Annotated in this window: 17 protein-coding genes; 3 read left to right on the forward strand and 14 right to left on the reverse strand. The window is 34.0% G+C overall.

Annotation, left to right across the window (positions count from 1 at the left end; genetic code table 11):
* Nucleotides 1-164 precede the first annotated feature (164 nt).
* From sigJ to J5Y03_RS11085, 4 genes are all read right to left on the reverse strand, one after another.
* On the reverse strand, nucleotides 165-1,025 hold the full coding sequence (gene sigJ, locus J5Y03_RS11070; RefSeq protein WP_209405552.1) for an RNA polymerase sigma factor SigJ: 861 nt from the start codon (nucleotides 1,023-1,025) through the stop codon (nucleotides 165-167).
* Between the two features lie 24 nt (nucleotides 1,026-1,049).
* A complete protein-coding gene (locus J5Y03_RS11075; RefSeq protein WP_209405554.1) occupies nucleotides 1,050-2,240 on the reverse strand; it encodes an NAD(P)/FAD-dependent oxidoreductase in 1,191 nt (396 codons plus the stop codon).
* A gap of 166 nt (nucleotides 2,241-2,406) precedes the next feature.
* On the reverse strand, nucleotides 2,407-2,595 hold the full coding sequence (locus J5Y03_RS11080) for a DUF4083 domain-containing protein (protein WP_209405556.1): 189 nt from the start codon (nucleotides 2,593-2,595) through the stop codon (nucleotides 2,407-2,409).
* Between the two features lie 146 nt (nucleotides 2,596-2,741).
* Nucleotides 2,742-3,203 (reverse strand): GNAT family N-acetyltransferase, encoded by a 462-nt coding sequence (locus J5Y03_RS11085; RefSeq protein WP_209405558.1) that lies wholly within the window; start codon nucleotides 3,201-3,203, stop codon nucleotides 2,742-2,744.
* Between the two features lie 268 nt (nucleotides 3,204-3,471).
* Between J5Y03_RS11085 and J5Y03_RS11090 the strand changes: the two genes are divergently transcribed.
* The 3 genes from J5Y03_RS11090 to J5Y03_RS11100 all read left to right on the forward strand — a co-directional run bounded on the left by J5Y03_RS11090 (nucleotide 3,472) and on the right by J5Y03_RS11100 (nucleotide 8,754).
* Entirely contained in the window at nucleotides 3,472-3,816 is a 345-nt protein-coding gene (locus tag J5Y03_RS11090; protein WP_209405560.1) for a hypothetical protein, read from the forward strand.
* 76 nt (nucleotides 3,817-3,892) lie between these two features.
* Nucleotides 3,893-4,888: a ketoacyl-ACP synthase III gene (locus J5Y03_RS11095; protein ID WP_209405562.1), complete on the forward strand. Its 996-nt coding sequence runs from the start codon at nucleotides 3,893-3,895 to the stop codon at nucleotides 4,886-4,888.
* A gap of 653 nt (nucleotides 4,889-5,541) precedes the next feature.
* Nucleotides 5,542-8,754, forward strand: a complete 3,213-nt coding sequence (locus tag J5Y03_RS11100) for a DEAD/DEAH box helicase (protein WP_209405564.1) — start codon at nucleotides 5,542-5,544, stop codon at nucleotides 8,752-8,754.
* Nucleotides 8,755-8,815: 61 nt separating this feature from the next.
* Here the strand turns inward: J5Y03_RS11100 and hisJ are convergent, their stop codons facing one another.
* The 10 genes from hisJ to hisC all read right to left on the reverse strand — a co-directional run bounded on the left by hisJ (nucleotide 8,816) and on the right by hisC (nucleotide 17,039).
* Nucleotides 8,816-9,643: a histidinol-phosphatase HisJ gene (gene hisJ / locus J5Y03_RS11105; RefSeq protein WP_209405566.1), complete on the reverse strand. Its 828-nt coding sequence runs from the start codon at nucleotides 9,641-9,643 to the stop codon at nucleotides 8,816-8,818.
* Entirely contained in the window at nucleotides 9,640-10,251 is a 612-nt protein-coding gene (gene hisIE, locus J5Y03_RS11110; protein ID WP_209405568.1) for a bifunctional phosphoribosyl-AMP cyclohydrolase/phosphoribosyl-ATP diphosphatase HisIE, read from the reverse strand. The genes hisJ and hisIE overlap by 4 nt, the downstream gene beginning before the upstream one ends.
* Before the next feature lie 23 nt (nucleotides 10,252-10,274).
* Nucleotides 10,275-11,033 (reverse strand): imidazole glycerol phosphate synthase subunit HisF, encoded by a 759-nt coding sequence (gene hisF, locus J5Y03_RS11115; RefSeq protein WP_209405570.1) that lies wholly within the window; start codon nucleotides 11,031-11,033, stop codon nucleotides 10,275-10,277.
* The gene (gene hisA, locus J5Y03_RS11120; RefSeq protein ID WP_209405572.1) at nucleotides 11,003-11,734 is read right to left on the reverse strand and encodes a 1-(5-phosphoribosyl)-5-[(5-phosphoribosylamino)methylideneamino]imidazole-4-carboxamide isomerase; all 732 of its coding nucleotides are present in this window, start codon (nucleotides 11,732-11,734) and stop codon (nucleotides 11,003-11,005) included. Before hisA ends, hisF begins: the two co-directional genes overlap by 31 nt.
* Complete coding sequence (gene hisH / locus J5Y03_RS11125) at nucleotides 11,712-12,335, reverse strand: imidazole glycerol phosphate synthase subunit HisH (RefSeq protein ID WP_209405574.1); 624 nt, start codon at nucleotides 12,333-12,335, stop codon at nucleotides 11,712-11,714. Before hisH ends, hisA begins: the two co-directional genes overlap by 23 nt.
* Nucleotides 12,336-12,914, reverse strand: a complete 579-nt coding sequence (hisB, locus tag J5Y03_RS11130) for an imidazoleglycerol-phosphate dehydratase HisB (protein WP_209405576.1) — start codon at nucleotides 12,912-12,914, stop codon at nucleotides 12,336-12,338.
* A complete protein-coding gene (gene hisD / locus J5Y03_RS11135) occupies nucleotides 12,914-14,197 on the reverse strand; it encodes a histidinol dehydrogenase (RefSeq protein WP_209405578.1) in 1,284 nt (427 codons plus the stop codon). The genes hisB and hisD overlap by 1 nt, the downstream gene beginning before the upstream one ends.
* Complete coding sequence (hisG, locus tag J5Y03_RS11140) at nucleotides 14,175-14,822, reverse strand: ATP phosphoribosyltransferase (RefSeq protein WP_209405580.1); 648 nt, start codon at nucleotides 14,820-14,822, stop codon at nucleotides 14,175-14,177. Before hisG ends, hisD begins: the two co-directional genes overlap by 23 nt.
* Complete coding sequence (locus J5Y03_RS11145) at nucleotides 14,810-15,733, reverse strand: ATP phosphoribosyltransferase regulatory subunit (RefSeq protein WP_209405582.1); 924 nt, start codon at nucleotides 15,731-15,733, stop codon at nucleotides 14,810-14,812. The genes hisG and J5Y03_RS11145 overlap by 13 nt, the downstream gene beginning before the upstream one ends.
* A gap of 220 nt (nucleotides 15,734-15,953) precedes the next feature.
* Nucleotides 15,954-17,039 carry a histidinol-phosphate transaminase gene (gene hisC, locus J5Y03_RS11150; protein ID WP_209405584.1) on the reverse strand — a complete coding sequence of 362 codons (1,086 nt, stop codon included), beginning with the start codon at nucleotides 17,037-17,039 and terminating at the stop codon, nucleotides 15,954-15,956.
* Between the last annotated feature and the right edge of the window lie 58 nt (nucleotides 17,040-17,097).

Consider the following 17,097-nt stretch of genomic DNA (forward strand, 5'->3'; position numbering starts at 1 on the left):
CCCCTAATTTATTTGATAATCATTTATTGTTGCCAAAAAGCATATTAACCATTTTTGTTTCAAACAGCTAAACTTTAACAAATTATAAACCTCCTTATTCATATATTTCAAAAAATTTGCTCATAAAAAAATCCACCAACAATAAATGTGGTGGAAACAGTCTATTAATGAACCTTCAATTTATCAGGGTTTGCTACAAAATAAATTTCTTTAATTTTATCCTGCTTAATATTAAAACCGACTACACCTTTTAGCCCATGTGCATCTTGAAAAATAATTCCAGTACGTCCATTTACATTTCCTAACGATACCTTTATATCTTCATTCCAAATTTTATTCATTAGAGATTCAAGCAGCTTTCCAACTCGTTCGATACCAAAAATTGGACGTAATGCAGCAACAGTCTTGCCCCCACCATCTGCATAGTAAACAATATCGTGTTGTAAAATATCAATAATTTGATTGACATTACCTTGTTGAAAAGCACCAATAAATTGCTTAATAACCTTCTCGTGATTATCTGGAGTCGATAGTTCTTCCTCAATGTTAGGTAAACTATTTTTCACTCTACTAAATATTTTTCTACAAGTACATTCTTCCTTTTGTACAATCTCTGCAATGGTCTTATAGTCAAACTCTAAAACTTCTCGAAGAATGAAGATCGCTCTTTGAGTAGGATTTAACTTTTCAAAAAGTAAAAGCAATGCCAGTGACACATCATTTTCTATACTGATTTCATAAAGTGGGTCCTCTTCAACAATTAATGGTTCTGGCAGCCAAGTACCTACATATAATTCTCTTTTTTTCCTTGCAGACTTGATCAAATCGAAACAACGATTCGTGACTAATTTGCATAAAAAGCCCTTCATGTTCGTTTGATGTTTCAGATCGTACGTACTTAATTGTGCAAAAACATCCTGAATGACATCTTCAGCATCACATATACTCCCTGTCAATTGATAAGCTAATGAGAAAAGAAGTCGTTTATACTCGATATAACATTCGTTTAATAACTCATTATCCATCGCTCATCTTCTCCTATGCTTTTTCTATTTGCTATTCGTCACTAAACTTGCTTGATCCCACGTCATTTTTCTTATTCGCAAACCCAATTTACCCGTAATGACAAAGTCGATCCCCCATTTTTGTGCCCAAACAAATGCCTCATGCGGACCCAAACTAATGCCATATCCTTTCACTGGAAATCCTTTATGCGTGACTTTATTCGGTCTATTTAAAAGTAAATTAGTAAGGATTTTGCCTAATCTCTGAGCTTGAGGAACAGCTTCCTTACACGTCATGCTATCAATTTGATTAGTCTTTCGATCAACTACTCTTGCGCAATCTCCAATAGCAAAAATATTGTTGTAGCCATTAACACAGTAAATATCATTTACAATCAATTGATTGTGTTCAGAGAGAGGTAACCCCATTTTTTTTATTAATGGATTTGCAGACAATCCGTTTGTTACGATACAAGTTCTTACTGAATAAACAGCGCCATTTTCACAATGCAGTTGATTCTCTTTATATTCTCTTACTCTTGTTTTTGGAATAAATTTTACTCCTAAGTCCCTTAGTTTGTGTTCTAGTTTTTCACAAACTTTTAATGGGGCAATATCTAGTAAATGTTCCTTTGGATCAAGTAGAAGAATTTCTCCATGTTCAGGATTTATTCCTGCTATACCCAGTTTATTTTTATACCATTCAACTAACTCAGATACTGTCTCAATCCCAGTGATTCCACCACCAACTACTGCAATTCTAAGAGCATCCTTTTGTTTTTCTTTATCATCTATCAATTTCGCACATTGAATTAAATCATTTATCTGTTCACGAATTAACAGTGCGCTTTTTTCGTCTCCTAAACTGATCCCACCTGGAATTGTTGAGTTTACTTTTGCAACACTTCCAAGTGCAATAACTAAATAATCATAAGGCAAATTAATAACTTGTTCATTCTCCACCTTTAATTCTACATTTTTACTAGTGGAATCAACGTTTAACACTTCTCCTTGCATAAACTCAATTCCTTCTGAACAATAATGCTCGAACGGAATTTTGATTTGAACTTCCTCTGTGACGACTTTAAAAAGTAAAACCTTTCTAAAATGGTATGGATTTTTATCAACTAAAATGATTCTGACACTACTTCCAATTTCATTTTTAAGTTGGTTTTTTAATGACTTAATTAAATGAATTCCAGCGTACCCGCCACCTAAAACAATGATATTTTTCATATGTTCTTCCCCCTTTACCCTTATAACGATTTAGGGGAATGGTTTGTGACATGGAGCAAACTTTTTATTGGGTTTTAAAAAAAATCCTTATAATTCAGTTCTAACTGAATCATAAGGAAATAATTTACTCTTAATAAAACTCACTCTCTTCTAAACTAATCTCAAGTTAATTCTTACTCTCCTTTTCCTCTAATAAAGAAGTGACTTTATCTAATTTCTTCTCAAGCTCATTATTATGTTGAATTTTTTCATTTTGATTCCTTACCAACGATTTAACAAATAATGTAAAAGCAGTTAACAATAAGAATACGAAACCAAATACAATAATTTGAAAGATAATATCTCCTAAGTGCATGCCCAGATTTCACATCCTTTTTGAAAATTATTAATTAAGAATTCCACTTTTTGTTTCTTGATCTAAATACTCTTTATAAAGTAATTTCATAGCTATAAAGAAAAAAGGTGGCATTCCAGTCTTCTTAAAGATTTAGTATGTCTTCCTTAATCAATTGAAAGAAACCATACATCTTCGTCTCCATAAACATCCCCTGTTGGTTGAAAGCTAAAACTTTTATATAATGCACAAGCAGCTTCATTTTCTCTAAATACGGTTAAACGAATTTCTTTGCACTTAGGAAATCGATTGACGATCCATTTAACCATCTCAGATAATGCGGCTCTACCATATCCTTTACCTTGATAATTTTCATCAATGATAAAACCATTGATCCAATACATATTCGTTGTATTTTCTACGTAGGCATGCATGATAAATCCAACCATTTTCTCATCGTCATAAATGGCAAAAGGGATATACTCAACATTGTCTCCGTCTGGTTTAATATAGACTTTAGCAAGAGATACAGCTACTGAGGGAACAAATTTATTTTGCTTTTCATTAACTTTTAGCTCTAATGCTTCTTCCCAATTTTCTCTTGTGACACTTTTTAATTGTATTGTCATAAAAAGTTTACCTCTATTTCTATTTGGTATTTATATTTATTCTTCGTAATTACTTAAATACCTTCTAAAACAAATGAAGGGTCCCTTCAATTCGGGGTCTATTAAAATAGTTAGATAGTAATCTATAAACTTGTTACCCAAAGGGCCTATAAATTTATTTTCTAGTAGGTAAAAAGAATAGTTTCATTACCAAAGAGTAAATAAATCAAGTAACAATGGCGATAAATAATTTGTAAAATTCACTGAAATTGGAAGGTTGTGGAAACTGATGGGAAGCTATAATTTTAAACTTGATTCTAGTAAAAAAGTTTTAAACGTAAAAGTTGAAGGTCGATTCGAAGAGAAAGATGGGTTAAATTTCATTAATGATTACAATAATGAAGTCAAAAAATTTAAACCTAGCGAGTACAATATTGATTTAGACTGTACAGAACTAGCTGTATCCTCCCAAGATGTTTTGCCTCTACTAGAAAACTGTTACACATTATACCAACAAACTGGATTCAAAAAAATTATTTTTACAATTAAAAACAATATTACATTAAAAATGCAATTAAATAGAATTGCATCGAGAACTGGCTTAAATAATTACGAGATTATTCAACAAGATTAATCGTTCCACATTTATAGTAGTAAACTTTGAAGCTTTTTCTAAATACTAAATGACCTAACAAAGGTGGATCATATTTATGAGTCACATTCAAATTAAAGCAGTAGATATTTACCATCCGCAAAAATCTGTTAACAATGAGTTTTATTTTGACCATTTTAAAAAACAAGGAAAAGAAATCGAGCATTTTATTGTTGATATAATGGGACGAAATAATCGTTATGTCATTGATCATCCTAACGAAAATTCTTTGACAATGGCAATTGAAGCAAGTAAAAAAGTAATTAAAAAAGCAAATTTACAAGTTGAAGATATTGATATGATTATATTTTCAACTCAAACACCTGAGTATACTTTTCCTTCAAGCGCAATGTTACTTCATAAAGAATTAGGAGCTCATAATAAGACTATTGCATATGATAGTAATTCCAACTGTGCAGGCATGACTGTAGCAGTCGAACAATTATCACGATATATGCAAGCTAATCCACGTATTAAATATGGATTGGTAGTAGGCTCTGACCATAATACAGTACATTGTGATCCTAACTGTGAAATTACTTATGCAAATTACGGTGATGCTTCAGCCGCTGTTATTTTAGAAAGAGTAGAAGAACCAGCTGGATTCATAGACGCAAGATATACTTCGGAAACCTCGGGATGCCGTAATATACTTGCTCCTGCTGTTGGTACTTCAAAACTTTTTAAAGATAATCTAAGTCAAGAAGATTTATATATCAAATGGATACCATTCGATGGATCAGTTGTAGTTGAACCAGCTGTAGATGATATGCAGGATTTATTAACTGAACATGGATTAACATTAAACGATATTAATGCATTTTGCTTGTCCCAATTTTCTATAAAAAACATTGAAATGATCCAACAAAAATTAGAGGTTGATAAAGAGAAATTTATCTATGTTGGTGATGAATTTGGATACACTGGCACAAGTAGTCCATTTATCGCTTTATATAAAGGAATTGAATCTGGAAAGATTAAACGAGGCGATCATGTATTATTTTGGACGGTAGGTACAGGTTGGCAAATTATCTCAATGTTATTTAAGTATTAAACTATTATTGCCAATACTCTAAACAACACCTAGTTAATAAAATGTACCCTATAGGGTCGACATTTAAAAAGTCTCCTATAGGGTAACTAAGTCTGCAGTAACCACAATTTTCATTTCAAAAATCCCCCTACAATACTTAAAATGAGAAAAGTAATCACGATTTCCCCTAAATTATAGTAAGGAATTATCTCGTCCCACATATCTCGAATTTCAGGTGGAAAAATCTTTAATCCCAACGAACCAAAGATCCATAAAAATAAACTACATTATAATGCATCTATTACTCCAAAATAAATATGAGTACTGTTCGTATAAGAATGAATGACTAATCCTAATACAATCCCAATTATAAAAGATTTATAACCCTCATTTACTCAACCTTTCATTTACATGCAGCTTTTAATTAAGGAATTCTACTTTAATTTTTTGTTTCCTTCTATCATAAGTACCTGTTGCTACAAGATTTAGTCCTTCTTTAGGTATTACGGTATTATTTCATACGCCCGTTAAACAATAAATGGTAAGATATATTAATAAAAACATTCAGATAGAATTGAGATTTATTTGATTAAACACTCCATTTAGGTGCTTCATTAACACATGAGCAAGCTTTAGCAAGAAAAGCAAATCCCCTTCAGGAAGGAGCAATGCTTTTGAATATAAAATTAAATCAAAAAATGATTAAAGAAATGTGCGGAACAGTCTCCTTCAAAAGAGGCGAGGCTTTTTGTCGCTCTAATAAAGTGATTTTTGAATATTATGGTCCAGATGTTTGTGAAGCTAGAGTAAAAGGAACAGAAGATTTTTATGTCACCATTGAAAAGGATACTAAAAGCGGCTTTCATACAAAGTGTAGCTGCCCTTCTCTATCTTCCTTCCAAAGGGATTGTCAGCATATTGCAGCAGTTCTACTATCGATTCACGATCATCATCGAAAAGGAACAGTTCCAGTTGTTTCGAATAAAAAACAATTCGAATCCTCAGCTAGTCAGGCACTAACAGAGGGATTGTTGAATCTTTTTAATGATCAGCCTAAGCGTTCAAGTGGTCATCAACTTCATTTTGAAAACAGACAAGTACTTGATGTAGAGTTCATATGTAAACCTGTCATCTTAGGAAAGGGACGAAACATATTTGGAATAGAAGTTAAGATTGGTCCGACTAATGTACAAAATATCCGAGATTTTCTAAATCAAGTGAAAAGTGGTAATCCAAGCTTCTTTTATGATCCAAGCATGCATTGTTTTCAAAAAGAAACCGATGCAGTTATTCAGCTACTGATCCAAGTAATCCAAGATGAAAAACTATTTATTGATACATTAGAGGACGAACATGATCTTACCATTGATAAGCATTTGTTGATTATTCCACCTTCTTATTTAAAACATCTTATCCCTTTACTAACGAGAGCACCTTTAGTAAAACTACATTTTGATGAAAATGCATTTACTGGTCTTCACTTGTCGGAGGAACCCCTTCCTTTAACATTTACTATTACAGAGACTGATGCTAAAAACTATCAACTGGAGATTCAAGGGTTAAATCAGATCATTGTATTGGATTCATATGGATGTGTTTTATCTACTGGAAAACTAGTTCAAATGAATAGTGACGATCGTAAACGTCTTTTAGATTTAAAACAAATACTAGATGCTTCAGGAACCGATCAAATTCAGATTTCACAAGAGCAAATAGATTTTTTCTTAGAAAAAGTAGTACCAGGTTTGAAAAGACTAGGCGATGTTCAACTATCAGAAGCTTTAACTAAAAACGTTGCGAGAACTCCATTGATCGCCAAACTTTACTTAGATCGTGTGAAAAACCGCCTACTAGCTGGACTCGATTTTCACTATGAAAATATAGTAATTAATCCTTTGGAAAATCGGGAAATCCAACTAGAGACTCCACTTTTCAGAGATCATGACAAAGAAAATGCAATCTTTCAACTGATGGAGGATAGATCATTCACCAAGACTGATGGCGGATTTTATTTACATAATGAAGAGTTAGAGTATGAGTTTCTGTATCATGTAGTTCCGAAACTCCAAAAACTTGTACAAATATATGCAACAACAGCAGTAAGAAATCGCATTTTTAGAGAAAATACTCCTCCTCGGATTCGAGTGAAGGTAAATAAAGAACGAACTAATTGGCTTGAATTTAAATTCGAATTGGACGGTATACCTGACAAACAGATACGTGAGGTTCTAATCGCATTAGAAGAAAAACGAAAATATTATCGTTTAAGAAATGGATCGCTATTCTCATTAGAAACTAGAGAGTTAAAAGAAATTAATCGTTTTCTAAATGCACTTCCTATCCAAAAGGAAGACCTTGATAGTGACTTCCAGCTACCAATCATCCAGGGACTTCAGCTTCTTGATTCTGTTGATGATAGTAAACTATTTACATTAGAGGAATCATTCCGTGAATTCTTAGAAAAAATCCACAATCCGGATAGCTTGGAGTTCGAAGTTCCGAAGAGTTTAGAGACAACATTAAGAGACTATCAAAAATGCGGCTATAAATGGATGAAAACACTTGCTAGCTATGGATTCGGAGGGATTCTTGCAGATGATATGGGACTAGGGAAAACACTGCAAAGTATCACATTCATTGTATCTGAGCTACAAGATATTCGTAAAAAGAAGTGGCCAGCCCTTATTGTTTGCCCATCATCTTTAACGTATAACTGGCTTAGTGAATTTTTGAAATTTGCTCCGAATTTACAAGTTACTGTCATTGATGGAAATAAAACGGATAGACTCAAGACTATGGAGAATGTAACTGATGCGGATGTTGTCATTACCTCTTATCCATTGTTGCGCAGGGACATAAAGTGGTTTGAGAACCAAGACTTTCACACTGTGTTTTTTGATGAGGCTCAGGCATTTAAAAATCCAACGACACAAACGGCACGAGCTGTAAAAAAAATAAAGGCGGATTATCGTTTTGCACTTACTGGTACACCAGTGGAGAATTCTTTAGAAGAACTATGGTCAATTTATCATGTTGTTTTTCCTCAACTATTCCAAGGAATGAAAGAATACAGTAACCTCTCTAAAAAATCGATTGCTCGAAGAATTCGTCCATTTTTGCTTCGCAGGTTAAAAGAGGATGTACTTTCAGAACTACCTGAAAAAATTGAGACATTGGAATCAGTGGAGTTACTTCCTGATCAGAAAAAACTGTACGCTGCCTATTTGGCAAAGTTGAAACACGATACTTTAAAACATTTGGACAAAAATCAAGAGACGCTTGGGAAAAACCGTATCAAAATTTTAGCAGGTTTGACTCGATTGCGACAGATTTGTTGTCATCCATCCTTGTTTGTAAATGAATACAAAGGTAGCTCAGCTAAATATGAACAGTTAATGCAAATTTTAGAGGAATCAAGACTTTCAAATAGAAGAGTACTGATTTTTTCTCAGTTTACGAAAATGCTAGAGCTAATAGGTAGAGAGCTAGCGATTAAAGGACAACCTTTTTTCTACCTTGATGGTCAAACCCCATCTGAAGAAAGAATGGAAATCTGTAACCGATTTAATGCTGGTGAACGTGATTTATTTCTAATTTCTTTAAAAGCAGGTGGAGTTGGACTCAATCTAACAGGTGCCAATACCGTTATCCTTTATGACATTTGGTGGAATCCGGCTGTTGAGAAACAAGCAGCAGATCGTGCCCATCGGATTGGCCAAACTGATGCTGTCCAAGTTATCAAGCTTATTTCACGTGGTACAATCGAAGAAAAAATCAATGAACTGCAAGAAAAAAAGCAACATTTAATTGAAGAAATTATCGATTCAAATGGGAATGCTACAACTACTCTTACAGATGAAGACATCCGTGAAATATTAATGATATAAGAATAAGTTTCAATAGAAAAGCATGACCTCATTTTTATGAATGTCATGCTTTTCTGTTCGGCTATACATGTTTCATAGAAGATTGAAAAACGTCATATCCTCTTCCTACATCTTCTACCCCGTGCGCATCTGAACCATACATGAATGGGATGCCCATTTTAATAGCTTTTTGCACAATGTTATTTAAGGGATATGTTTCCCCACAATAAGGTTTAAATAGCCCAGCAGTATTATAATCTAATGAATACTGTTTGTTTTTGATTAACTTTAAGATTCCATCTACTTTTTCATCAATAACCGTGCTTGTTTCAATCCCAATAAAAGTCTTAAATTTATTACAAAGGGTCATATGTCCAATTCTTGTTGGTTTATTGATTCCTAAATCAGCATTGATTGATTCAATTACCATATCGTAATAAGAAAGCTGGAATTTTTCAGGATTACCATAATATGAAACAAGTCCTTCTGCTGTATCTTTTGCATCATAATCAACACAGCGCCAGCCACTTATACCTTTAAGGAAATGCACAGACACTAGACCAGTATCGCAATATTTCCCATAATCGTTTAGAAATTGCTTTGTCCATTGAGTATGGTCTGGTAAAAAATCAATTTCGAAACCAACTTTAATAGTGATTTTGTCTTTATATTTATTTTTAACATACAACATTTCTTTGATGTAATCATCGGTCTCATTTTCATGGAATGTAATCGTTGGAACGGCTTCTAATGGAACTAAATCCTTTAAAAAAGATTCAGGTAATGGCGGATGTTCCGTAATGTGATATTCATCAAAGCCTAATTCAATTGCTCGTTCAATTAATTTTTCAACGTGTTCCCCTGAACCATGTGGACAAAAGTGTGAATGAGTGTGCCCATCTATTTTCAAGATTTCACCTTCTCTTTTCTGGATGCAAGCGCAGACTGAATGTCTTCTAAGGTCACTCCTTTTTCAACCATTAACACAAGTACATGGTAAACAAGATCACTAATCTCATAGATTAATTCTTCTGTTCCTTCATTTTTTGCACCGATGATGACCTCACTTGTTTCTTCTCCAACCTTTTTAAGGATTTTATCAATTCCTTTTTCAAATAAATAGTTTGTATACGATCCTTCAATTGGAGAATTCTTTCTTTCAATGATTGTTTCATATAAAGTATTTAGGATTGACTTCTCACTTTTCTTATCCGTAAAACAAGACCAGCTACCTGTATGACAAGCAACGCCACTTTGTTCAACTAGTAGTAAGATAGAATCTTGGTCACAATCATAATAACTTGCCACTACTTTTTGAAGATGACCAGAAGTTTCTCCCTTCTTCCATAATTGTTGTCGACTACGGCTATAATACGTTGCATAGCCTGTTTCAAGTGTTAGTTGAAGAGCTTCCTTATTCATATACGCTAACATTAATACATCTTTCGTTTCGCTATCCTGTGCAATGACTGGTACTAAACCATCTTGGTTAAAATTTACTTTTTCAATTTGAATCATTCTCTCTCACTCCCACTATATAATTACCCTCGAATGCAAATACCTTCTTCTAGTAAATAGTTCTTTAAATCATTTATTTTAATATCACCAAAATGAAAAACAGAAGCAGCTAACACACCATCAACATTTGCTTTTTCGATCGCTTCCTTAAAATGCTCCATCGTACCTGCTCCGCCTGACGCGATCACTGGTACATTTACTTCGTCTGTGATTAATTTAAGGATAGTCAAATCATATCCATTTCTCATCCCATCTTCATTTATGCTATTAAGCACAATCTCGCCGGCACCTAGCTCGACACCTTTTTTTGCCCATTCCACTGCATGAAGTTCTGTTTCCGTTCTTCCTCCATTGATAAATACTTTGTATTCTCCAAGTTCATTTTGCTTCGCATCGATTGAAAGCACTACACATTGAGAACCAAATTTTTGAGCCGATTCTCGTATTAAATTAGGATTTTTTACAGCTGCAGAATTAACTGATACTTTGTCTGCTCCTTTTCTTAAAATCCGTGTAAAATCTTCAATTGTTCGAATGCCTCCCCCAACACAAAAGGGAATTCGAAGTTCTTTTGCTACGTTCGAAACATACTCAAGAGAAATATCTCTGTCCTCATTCGAAGCAGTTATATCATAGAAAACTAGCTCATCAGCTCCATTTTCACTATAGTATTTACCCAATACTTCAGGAGAATCAACATCAATGATTCCTTCAAATTGTTTCCCCTTAACCACTCGGCCATTTCGAACGTCTAGGCAAGGTATGATTCGTTTTGCAAGCATTGAAGTGCCTCCTCTACAGTAAACTTCCCTTCATATAAGGCTTTTCCAGTGATAGCTCCGTAAGCACCAATTTCCGCTAACTCTTTTAATTCTTTCAGAGAACCGATTCCACCTGATGCAATAATGTTTACACTTTCTAGATCTAGTAGCTTTTTATAGATTTCTATATTCGGACCGCTTAGCATACCGTCCTTTGAAATGTCTGTATAAATGATTGTCTTCACGCCAAGGTTCAATAAGTTTTTACAAAACACTAAACTATCCATGTTCGATAATGTTTCCCAACCATGCGTTGCCACCTTTGAGTCTTTTGCATCGACGCCCACTGCTATTTTTTCTGCATATTGTTTAACAGCTTCTTTCACAAACTCTTCGCTTTCAACCGCAATAGTCCCAAGTATGACGCGTTCTACCCCACATTGAATCCATCCATCAATACTCTCGATTGTTCGGATTCCTCCACCAACTTGCACAGACAAATTCGTTTCTTGGATGATTTTCTTTATCGTTTCTTTGTTCAATCCATTACCAGTACGAGCTCCATCTAAATCAACGACATGTAAGAAAGTAGCACCATCTTGTTCAAATTGTTTTGCCATTTTAAGAGGATCTTCGCTATAAACTTTTACATCCGAAAAGTCTCCTTGCTTTAATCTCACGCATTTCCCATCTTTTAAATCAATTGCTGGAAATAGTTTCATAGCTAATCATCTCCTTAAATGTTTTTAGTAGGTTTAGTCCGGCTTCGCTACTTTTCTCAGGGTGAAATTGCATGCCATAAATGTTTTTGCTATTTACAATTGCGGGTACTTTTACGCCGTAATCACTATACGCAACTATATTTTCATCATCTGCTTGTGCGTAATATGAATGAACAAAGTAAACATAATCTCCGTCTAAATTGTTCTTTAAGATTGGGTCATTTTTATAAAAAGTTAGTGAATTCCATCCCATATGCGGGACCTTTACAGTATCTGGAATCCTTTTGATTGTTCCTTTTAATAATCCTAGCCCTTCATACTTTCCTTCTTCCTCACTAAATTCATAAAGCAACTGCATTCCAAGACAAATTCCTAAAAAAGGCGTTCCTTCCATTGCTTTCTTTTTTAACACATCAATTAAATTTCGTTTCTTTAATTCATCCATAGCAGCTCCAAAAGCACCTACTCCTGGAAGAATAATTGAGGAAGCATTTTGGATAACTTCTTTGTCATCACTAATTTCTACATCTAATCCAATCTGCTCAAACGCGCGTTGTAATGAACTTAAATTCCCGGCTCCATAGTCCACAATAATATTCAATTACAACACTCCCTTCGTCGATGGAATTTCATTTGAAACGATTTTACACGCCTCTTTTATAGCTCGGCCAAATGCTTTAAATAATGCTTCAATTTTATGATGATCATTTTCACCATAAAGAACTTCCATATGACAGTTCATCTTTGCTTCATTTGAAACAGATTTAAAAAATTCTTTCACATTTTGTGTATCAAGCATACCTACTTTTTCTCTTTCAAGTTTCGCGTCGTAGATAAGATAAGGACGCCCACTAAAATCAATAACTACTCTTGCCAATGTTTCATCCATTGGAACATAGGATGATCCGTATCGATTCACTCCTTTTTTATCTCCAAGCGCTTCAAGTAACGCTTGTCCTAAAGCCAGACCAATATCTTCTGTTGTGTGATGATCATCTACTTCAATATCGCCATTACATTCAATGGTTAAATCAATACCACTATGGAATGAAAAGAGTGTTAACATATGATCAAGAAAACCAATCCCTGTCGAAATGTTGCTTTTTCCTGTTCCATCAAGATTTAGTGATAATGCAATAGCAGTTTCTTTTGTTGTTCGTGATATCGTTGATACTCTCATCAGTTACCCTCCTCAAATCGAATCGAAACGGAACGAGCATGTGCATATAGCCCTTCTTCATTTGCCAATGTTTCGATTGTTTCTTTTGCTTTGCTAAGTGATTGTTTACTAAAGTACACGACAGATGTTTTCTTCAAGAAATCCAGCACACTTAAGGACGAAGCAAATCGTGCTGTTCCACTTGTTGGTAATGTATGATTTGTACCTGCATAATAATCTCCAACTGATTCAGGCGTATATTCTCCAATAAAGATTGCACCTGCATTCGTAATCTTTTCTGCCATTTCAATTGGGTTTTCTGTCATCACTTCAACATGCTCTGGTGCCATTTTATTCACAATCTCAATTGCGTCATCCATTTTATCTGTTAGGATAATCGCACCGTATTGGTCAAATGCCTTTTCGATAATTACTTTTTTGGGTTGTTCATCGATCAGCATGCTAATTTCACTTTGTATTTGTTCAGCAAGGCTCAATGAATTTGTTAGTACAACACTTGACGCCATTTCATCATGTTCAGCTTGTGCCATTAAATCCGCTGCAATAAATCGCGGGTTAGCCGTTTCATCTGCTACAATAACTACTTCAGTTGGTCCTGCAATCATATCAATCCCAACAATGCCTGATACAAGTCGCTTTGCCGTTGCCACATACATATTTCCCGGTCCGACGATTTTATCCACTTTCGGAATTTGGCTTGTTCCGTACGCTAACGCAGCCACCCCTTGTGCTCCTCCCACTTTGAATACTCGATTGACGCCTGAAATTTTCGCAGCTACTAACAAAGAGTTATTAATTTTTCCTTCTTTATTTGGCGGAGTAATCATAATGACATCTTTTACGCCTGCAATAATTGCTGGTATAGCATTCATTAGGACGGTAGATGGATATGCTGCTTTTCCTCCTGGTATATATAAGCCAACCGTTTGAATTGGTCGCACAATTTGTTGGATAAATTGATCTGTTTCTTCTATTTTATATCCCGTTAGTTTTTGCTTAATATGGAATCGTTCAATATTCTCTTTTGCGACTAACAGCGCATCAATTACGTTTTGATTTGTTTCTTGAAAAGCTTGTTCAAATTCTTCTTCCGACACTTCAAAATTCATTAATTCCGTGCCATCAAATTTTTTTGTATAGTTTGAAACAGCAAGATCACCATTTTCTTTTACATCTTGAATAATCTCTTTCACAACTTTTTCAACTTGTTCTGTTGGTAAATTTGAACGCGAAATGATTTTATTTAATTGGTTACTTTGATCAGTTGATTGATAAATTTTCATTATACTTCTCTCTCCCCTCAGAGATTTTTCGTGTATATGACATGATTTTTTCGTACTGGAAACGATAGCTTACTTTATTGCAAATCACTTTAGCGCTAATTGGCATCATTTCTTCTAAAACAACCAAACCATTTGCTTTTAATGTGTTACCTGTTTCAACTAGGTCAACAATTACATCTGATAGCCCCATGATTGGAGCTAATTCAACTGAGCCATTTAAAGGGATAATTTCAATATCCTCTTTTTGAAAATATTTCTTTGTGATATTGGGATATTTCGTTGCAATTCGAATGTTGTTTTTTAAACGAAATTGTTTATTTTGCGGAAAGCTTGCAACCGCAAAGGTACATTTTCCAAATTGCAGGTCGAGTAATTCATAAACGTCTCCTTCTTGCTCTAAAATGACGTCTTTTCCGACAACTCCAAGATCTGCAACTCCTTTTTCAACATACGTAACAACATCGACAGGTTTAACAAAAATATATTTAATGAGATTTACATGATCCTCAAATACTAGTTTTCTAGAACCCTGGTCAATCCAATCACCCATCCCTATTTCATAGAAAATTTTATTCATATCTTTTTCGATTCTACCTTTTGCGATTGCAACGGTTAGCCATTCCATGTGTTATCCCTCTCTTTCGCTTGAATCCAAGCATTTACATCAATCGAAAATCCGATAGCACCAATTTTTTGGCCATATTCTTTCGTTAATGAATCATATCTACCACCGCTAAGTACAGCTCTTGGTAAGTTTGGATAATATCCTTTAAAAATAATCCCCTCGTAATAATCCAATTCATTAATCATCGATAAATCAAAGTAAATATTTGAATTAATCTCCGTAAATTTTCGGAATGACTCTACTGCATTTTGCATTTTTTCGTTTAAAAGATATTGTGGCTCAATGGTAATAAGTTGATCTAACTTACCATGAAACGTAAATAGTTTTTCAAATACTTCTTTTACTTCATCCTTGCTGTTTTTTTGATTCATAAATTGAGTACAGCCATGGAAATCTTTTGCATAGATTAGTTTCTTAAGTTCATAACGTTCATTTTTAGTTAAGTTACATTCATCTAATAATCCCTCTAAGAAACCCGTGTGACCAATTTCAAGAATAAAATGGTAATCTTTCAAATAATTGCAAGCCATCTCGACTATTTCACACTCTGAACTAGCAGATATCTCACCTAAAATTTCAATACCAAATTGGCTGATTTCTTTTACCGATTTTTTACTACTTCGATAGTTCGTAGATTGATAAAATAGCTTCACTTTATCTTTTTGATTTATATTTGGTAACACTTCTTTGATCATTGCAGTCGTAATATCTGGACGTAATAATAGCTGCTGATAACCATTCATTACGACAACCATTTGCTCTCTTGTTAAACTCGGGTTTTTACAAGTAAATTGCTCATACTTTTCGAATAATGCTGGTTGAAAAGGAAAGTACCCCTTTTGTAATGCAAAATCTTCCATACTTCTCTTTATTTCATAACGTTTTAATGATTGCTGTAATAGTTCATCCATTTCTGTCATCTCCTTTTAAAAGTAGAAAAGCCATACAGGTAAGTACCTGTATGGCTTTCCAGCGACACAAGCACTTATCGTAACACGAATAGGGCTTGTATCCATGAACATTTTTTTAGTTCATAGATTCAATCCCTCTTACGATGATGATGTTTTAATGCGTTAATCATTTGTGCTTGTAACATTGTAGATGTCCCCTTTGATTGATTATTTTTCAGCTTTAAACGTTTAACGATGTTTTCTTAACTATAAATTCTTTCAAGCAATTGATTAATCCTTCAGTATCAGATTGCTTACCAATTGTAACCCGAATAGCATTTGGAAAATGTCGGATAATAAAACCTTTTGATTCAAGTTTTTCAAAAATGTCTTTACTATTTTCTATTTCTAAGTAAATAAAATTAGTTTGCGATGGAAAATATGAGATACCATATGTTTCGCAAAAATCTACATACTGTTGTAATCCTTCTGAATTCTTACTGACACATTCTTTAATAAATTTTTGGTCTTCTAGTGCTGCCATTGCTGCAATTTGAGCAGTCAGTGAAGTATTATATGGAAGTCTTACTTTATTTAATTCTGCCATTAGATTGGGATGACCAATTCCATATCCAATTCGAAACGATGCTAGACCATATACTTTAGAGAATGTACGTAGAATAATGACATTATCGAATTGGTGAAGTAATGAAATCGTATTTGGAAAGTCCTCTGCTATTGCATATTCTACATATGCTTCATCAACGACAACATAAGTTGATTTTGGAACTGACTGTAAAAAATTCTCTAACTCTGCTTGATTTACATAAGTACCAGTAGGATTAGCCGGATTACAAATCCATACAATTTTGGTTTGTTCATCTATTTGTTCTAACATCTCATTAAGGTCATGAACACCATTTAACAATGGCACATTACGTACTTCAGCACCTTCAATAATGGCATGGTGTTCATATTGAGAAAAAGTAGGTGTAGCTTGTACAATATTATGCTTTGATTCTATTAAACCACGACTAATCATTTGAATGACTTCGTCTGCTCCACTGCCAAATAGCAATTGCTCTGGCTGAACACTTAAAAATTCAGCAACCTTTTGACTTAGTGCTTCTCCAGGACCATCAGGATAAATTGCAAATTGTTCAGAAATGGTCTGTAATGCTTCGAAAACCTTTGATGAACAGCCAAATGGGTTTTCATTCGCATTCAATTTCACAACTCGATCAAGTCCATGCATTTTTTTTATTAATTCAATTGGCTTTCCTGGATTATATGATTCTAAGTTTGCAATTTGTGATTTTATATTCATTAAACACTCTCTCCCTGTTAATGACATTTTAAAAGAATGTTGTTTCTATCTTGGTATG

The sequence above is a fragment of the Gottfriedia endophytica genome, from assembly GCF_017814275.1.
Lineage (GTDB): Bacteria > Bacillota > Bacilli > Bacillales > Bacillaceae_G > Gottfriedia > Gottfriedia endophytica.

Bases quoted from the DNA above. Each gene is read 5' to 3' on its own strand.
- J5Y03_RS11095 (WP_209405562.1), top strand. From the start codon at position 3,893: ATGAGTCACATTCAAATTAAAGCAGTAGATATTTACCATCCGCAAAAA.
- hisD (WP_209405578.1), bottom strand. From the start codon at position 14,197: ATGAAAATTTATCAATCAACTGATCAAAGTAACCAATTAAATAAAATC.
- J5Y03_RS11085 (WP_209405558.1), bottom strand. From the start codon at position 3,203: ATGACAATACAATTAAAAAGTGTCACAAGAGAAAATTGGGAAGAAGCA.
- hisA (WP_209405572.1), bottom strand. From the start codon at position 11,734: ATGAAACTATTTCCAGCAATTGATTTAAAAGATGGGAAATGCGTGAGA.
- sigJ (WP_209405552.1), bottom strand. From the start codon at position 1,025: ATGGATAATGAGTTATTAAACGAATGTTATATCGAGTATAAACGACTT.
- hisF (WP_209405570.1), bottom strand. From the start codon at position 11,033: ATGCTTGCAAAACGAATCATACCTTGCCTAGACGTTCGAAATGGCCGA.
- hisG (WP_209405580.1), bottom strand. From the start codon at position 14,822: ATGGAATGGCTAACCGTTGCAATCGCAAAAGGTAGAATCGAAAAAGAT.
- J5Y03_RS11145 (WP_209405582.1), bottom strand. From the start codon at position 15,733: ATGGATGAACTATTACAGCAATCATTAAAACGTTATGAAATAAAGAGA.
- hisB (WP_209405576.1), bottom strand. From the start codon at position 12,914: ATGAGAGTATCAACGATATCACGAACAACAAAAGAAACTGCTATTGCA.
- hisIE (WP_209405568.1), bottom strand. From the start codon at position 10,251: ATGATTCAAATTGAAAAAGTAAATTTTAACCAAGATGGTTTAGTACCA.
- J5Y03_RS11075 (WP_209405554.1), bottom strand. From the start codon at position 2,240: ATGAAAAATATCATTGTTTTAGGTGGCGGGTACGCTGGAATTCATTTA.
- J5Y03_RS11080 (WP_209405556.1), bottom strand. From the start codon at position 2,595: ATGCACTTAGGAGATATTATCTTTCAAATTATTGTATTTGGTTTCGTA.
- hisC (WP_209405584.1), bottom strand. From the start codon at position 17,039: ATGAATATAAAATCACAAATTGCAAACTTAGAATCATATAATCCAGGA.
- J5Y03_RS11090 (WP_209405560.1), top strand. From the start codon at position 3,472: ATGGGAAGCTATAATTTTAAACTTGATTCTAGTAAAAAAGTTTTAAAC.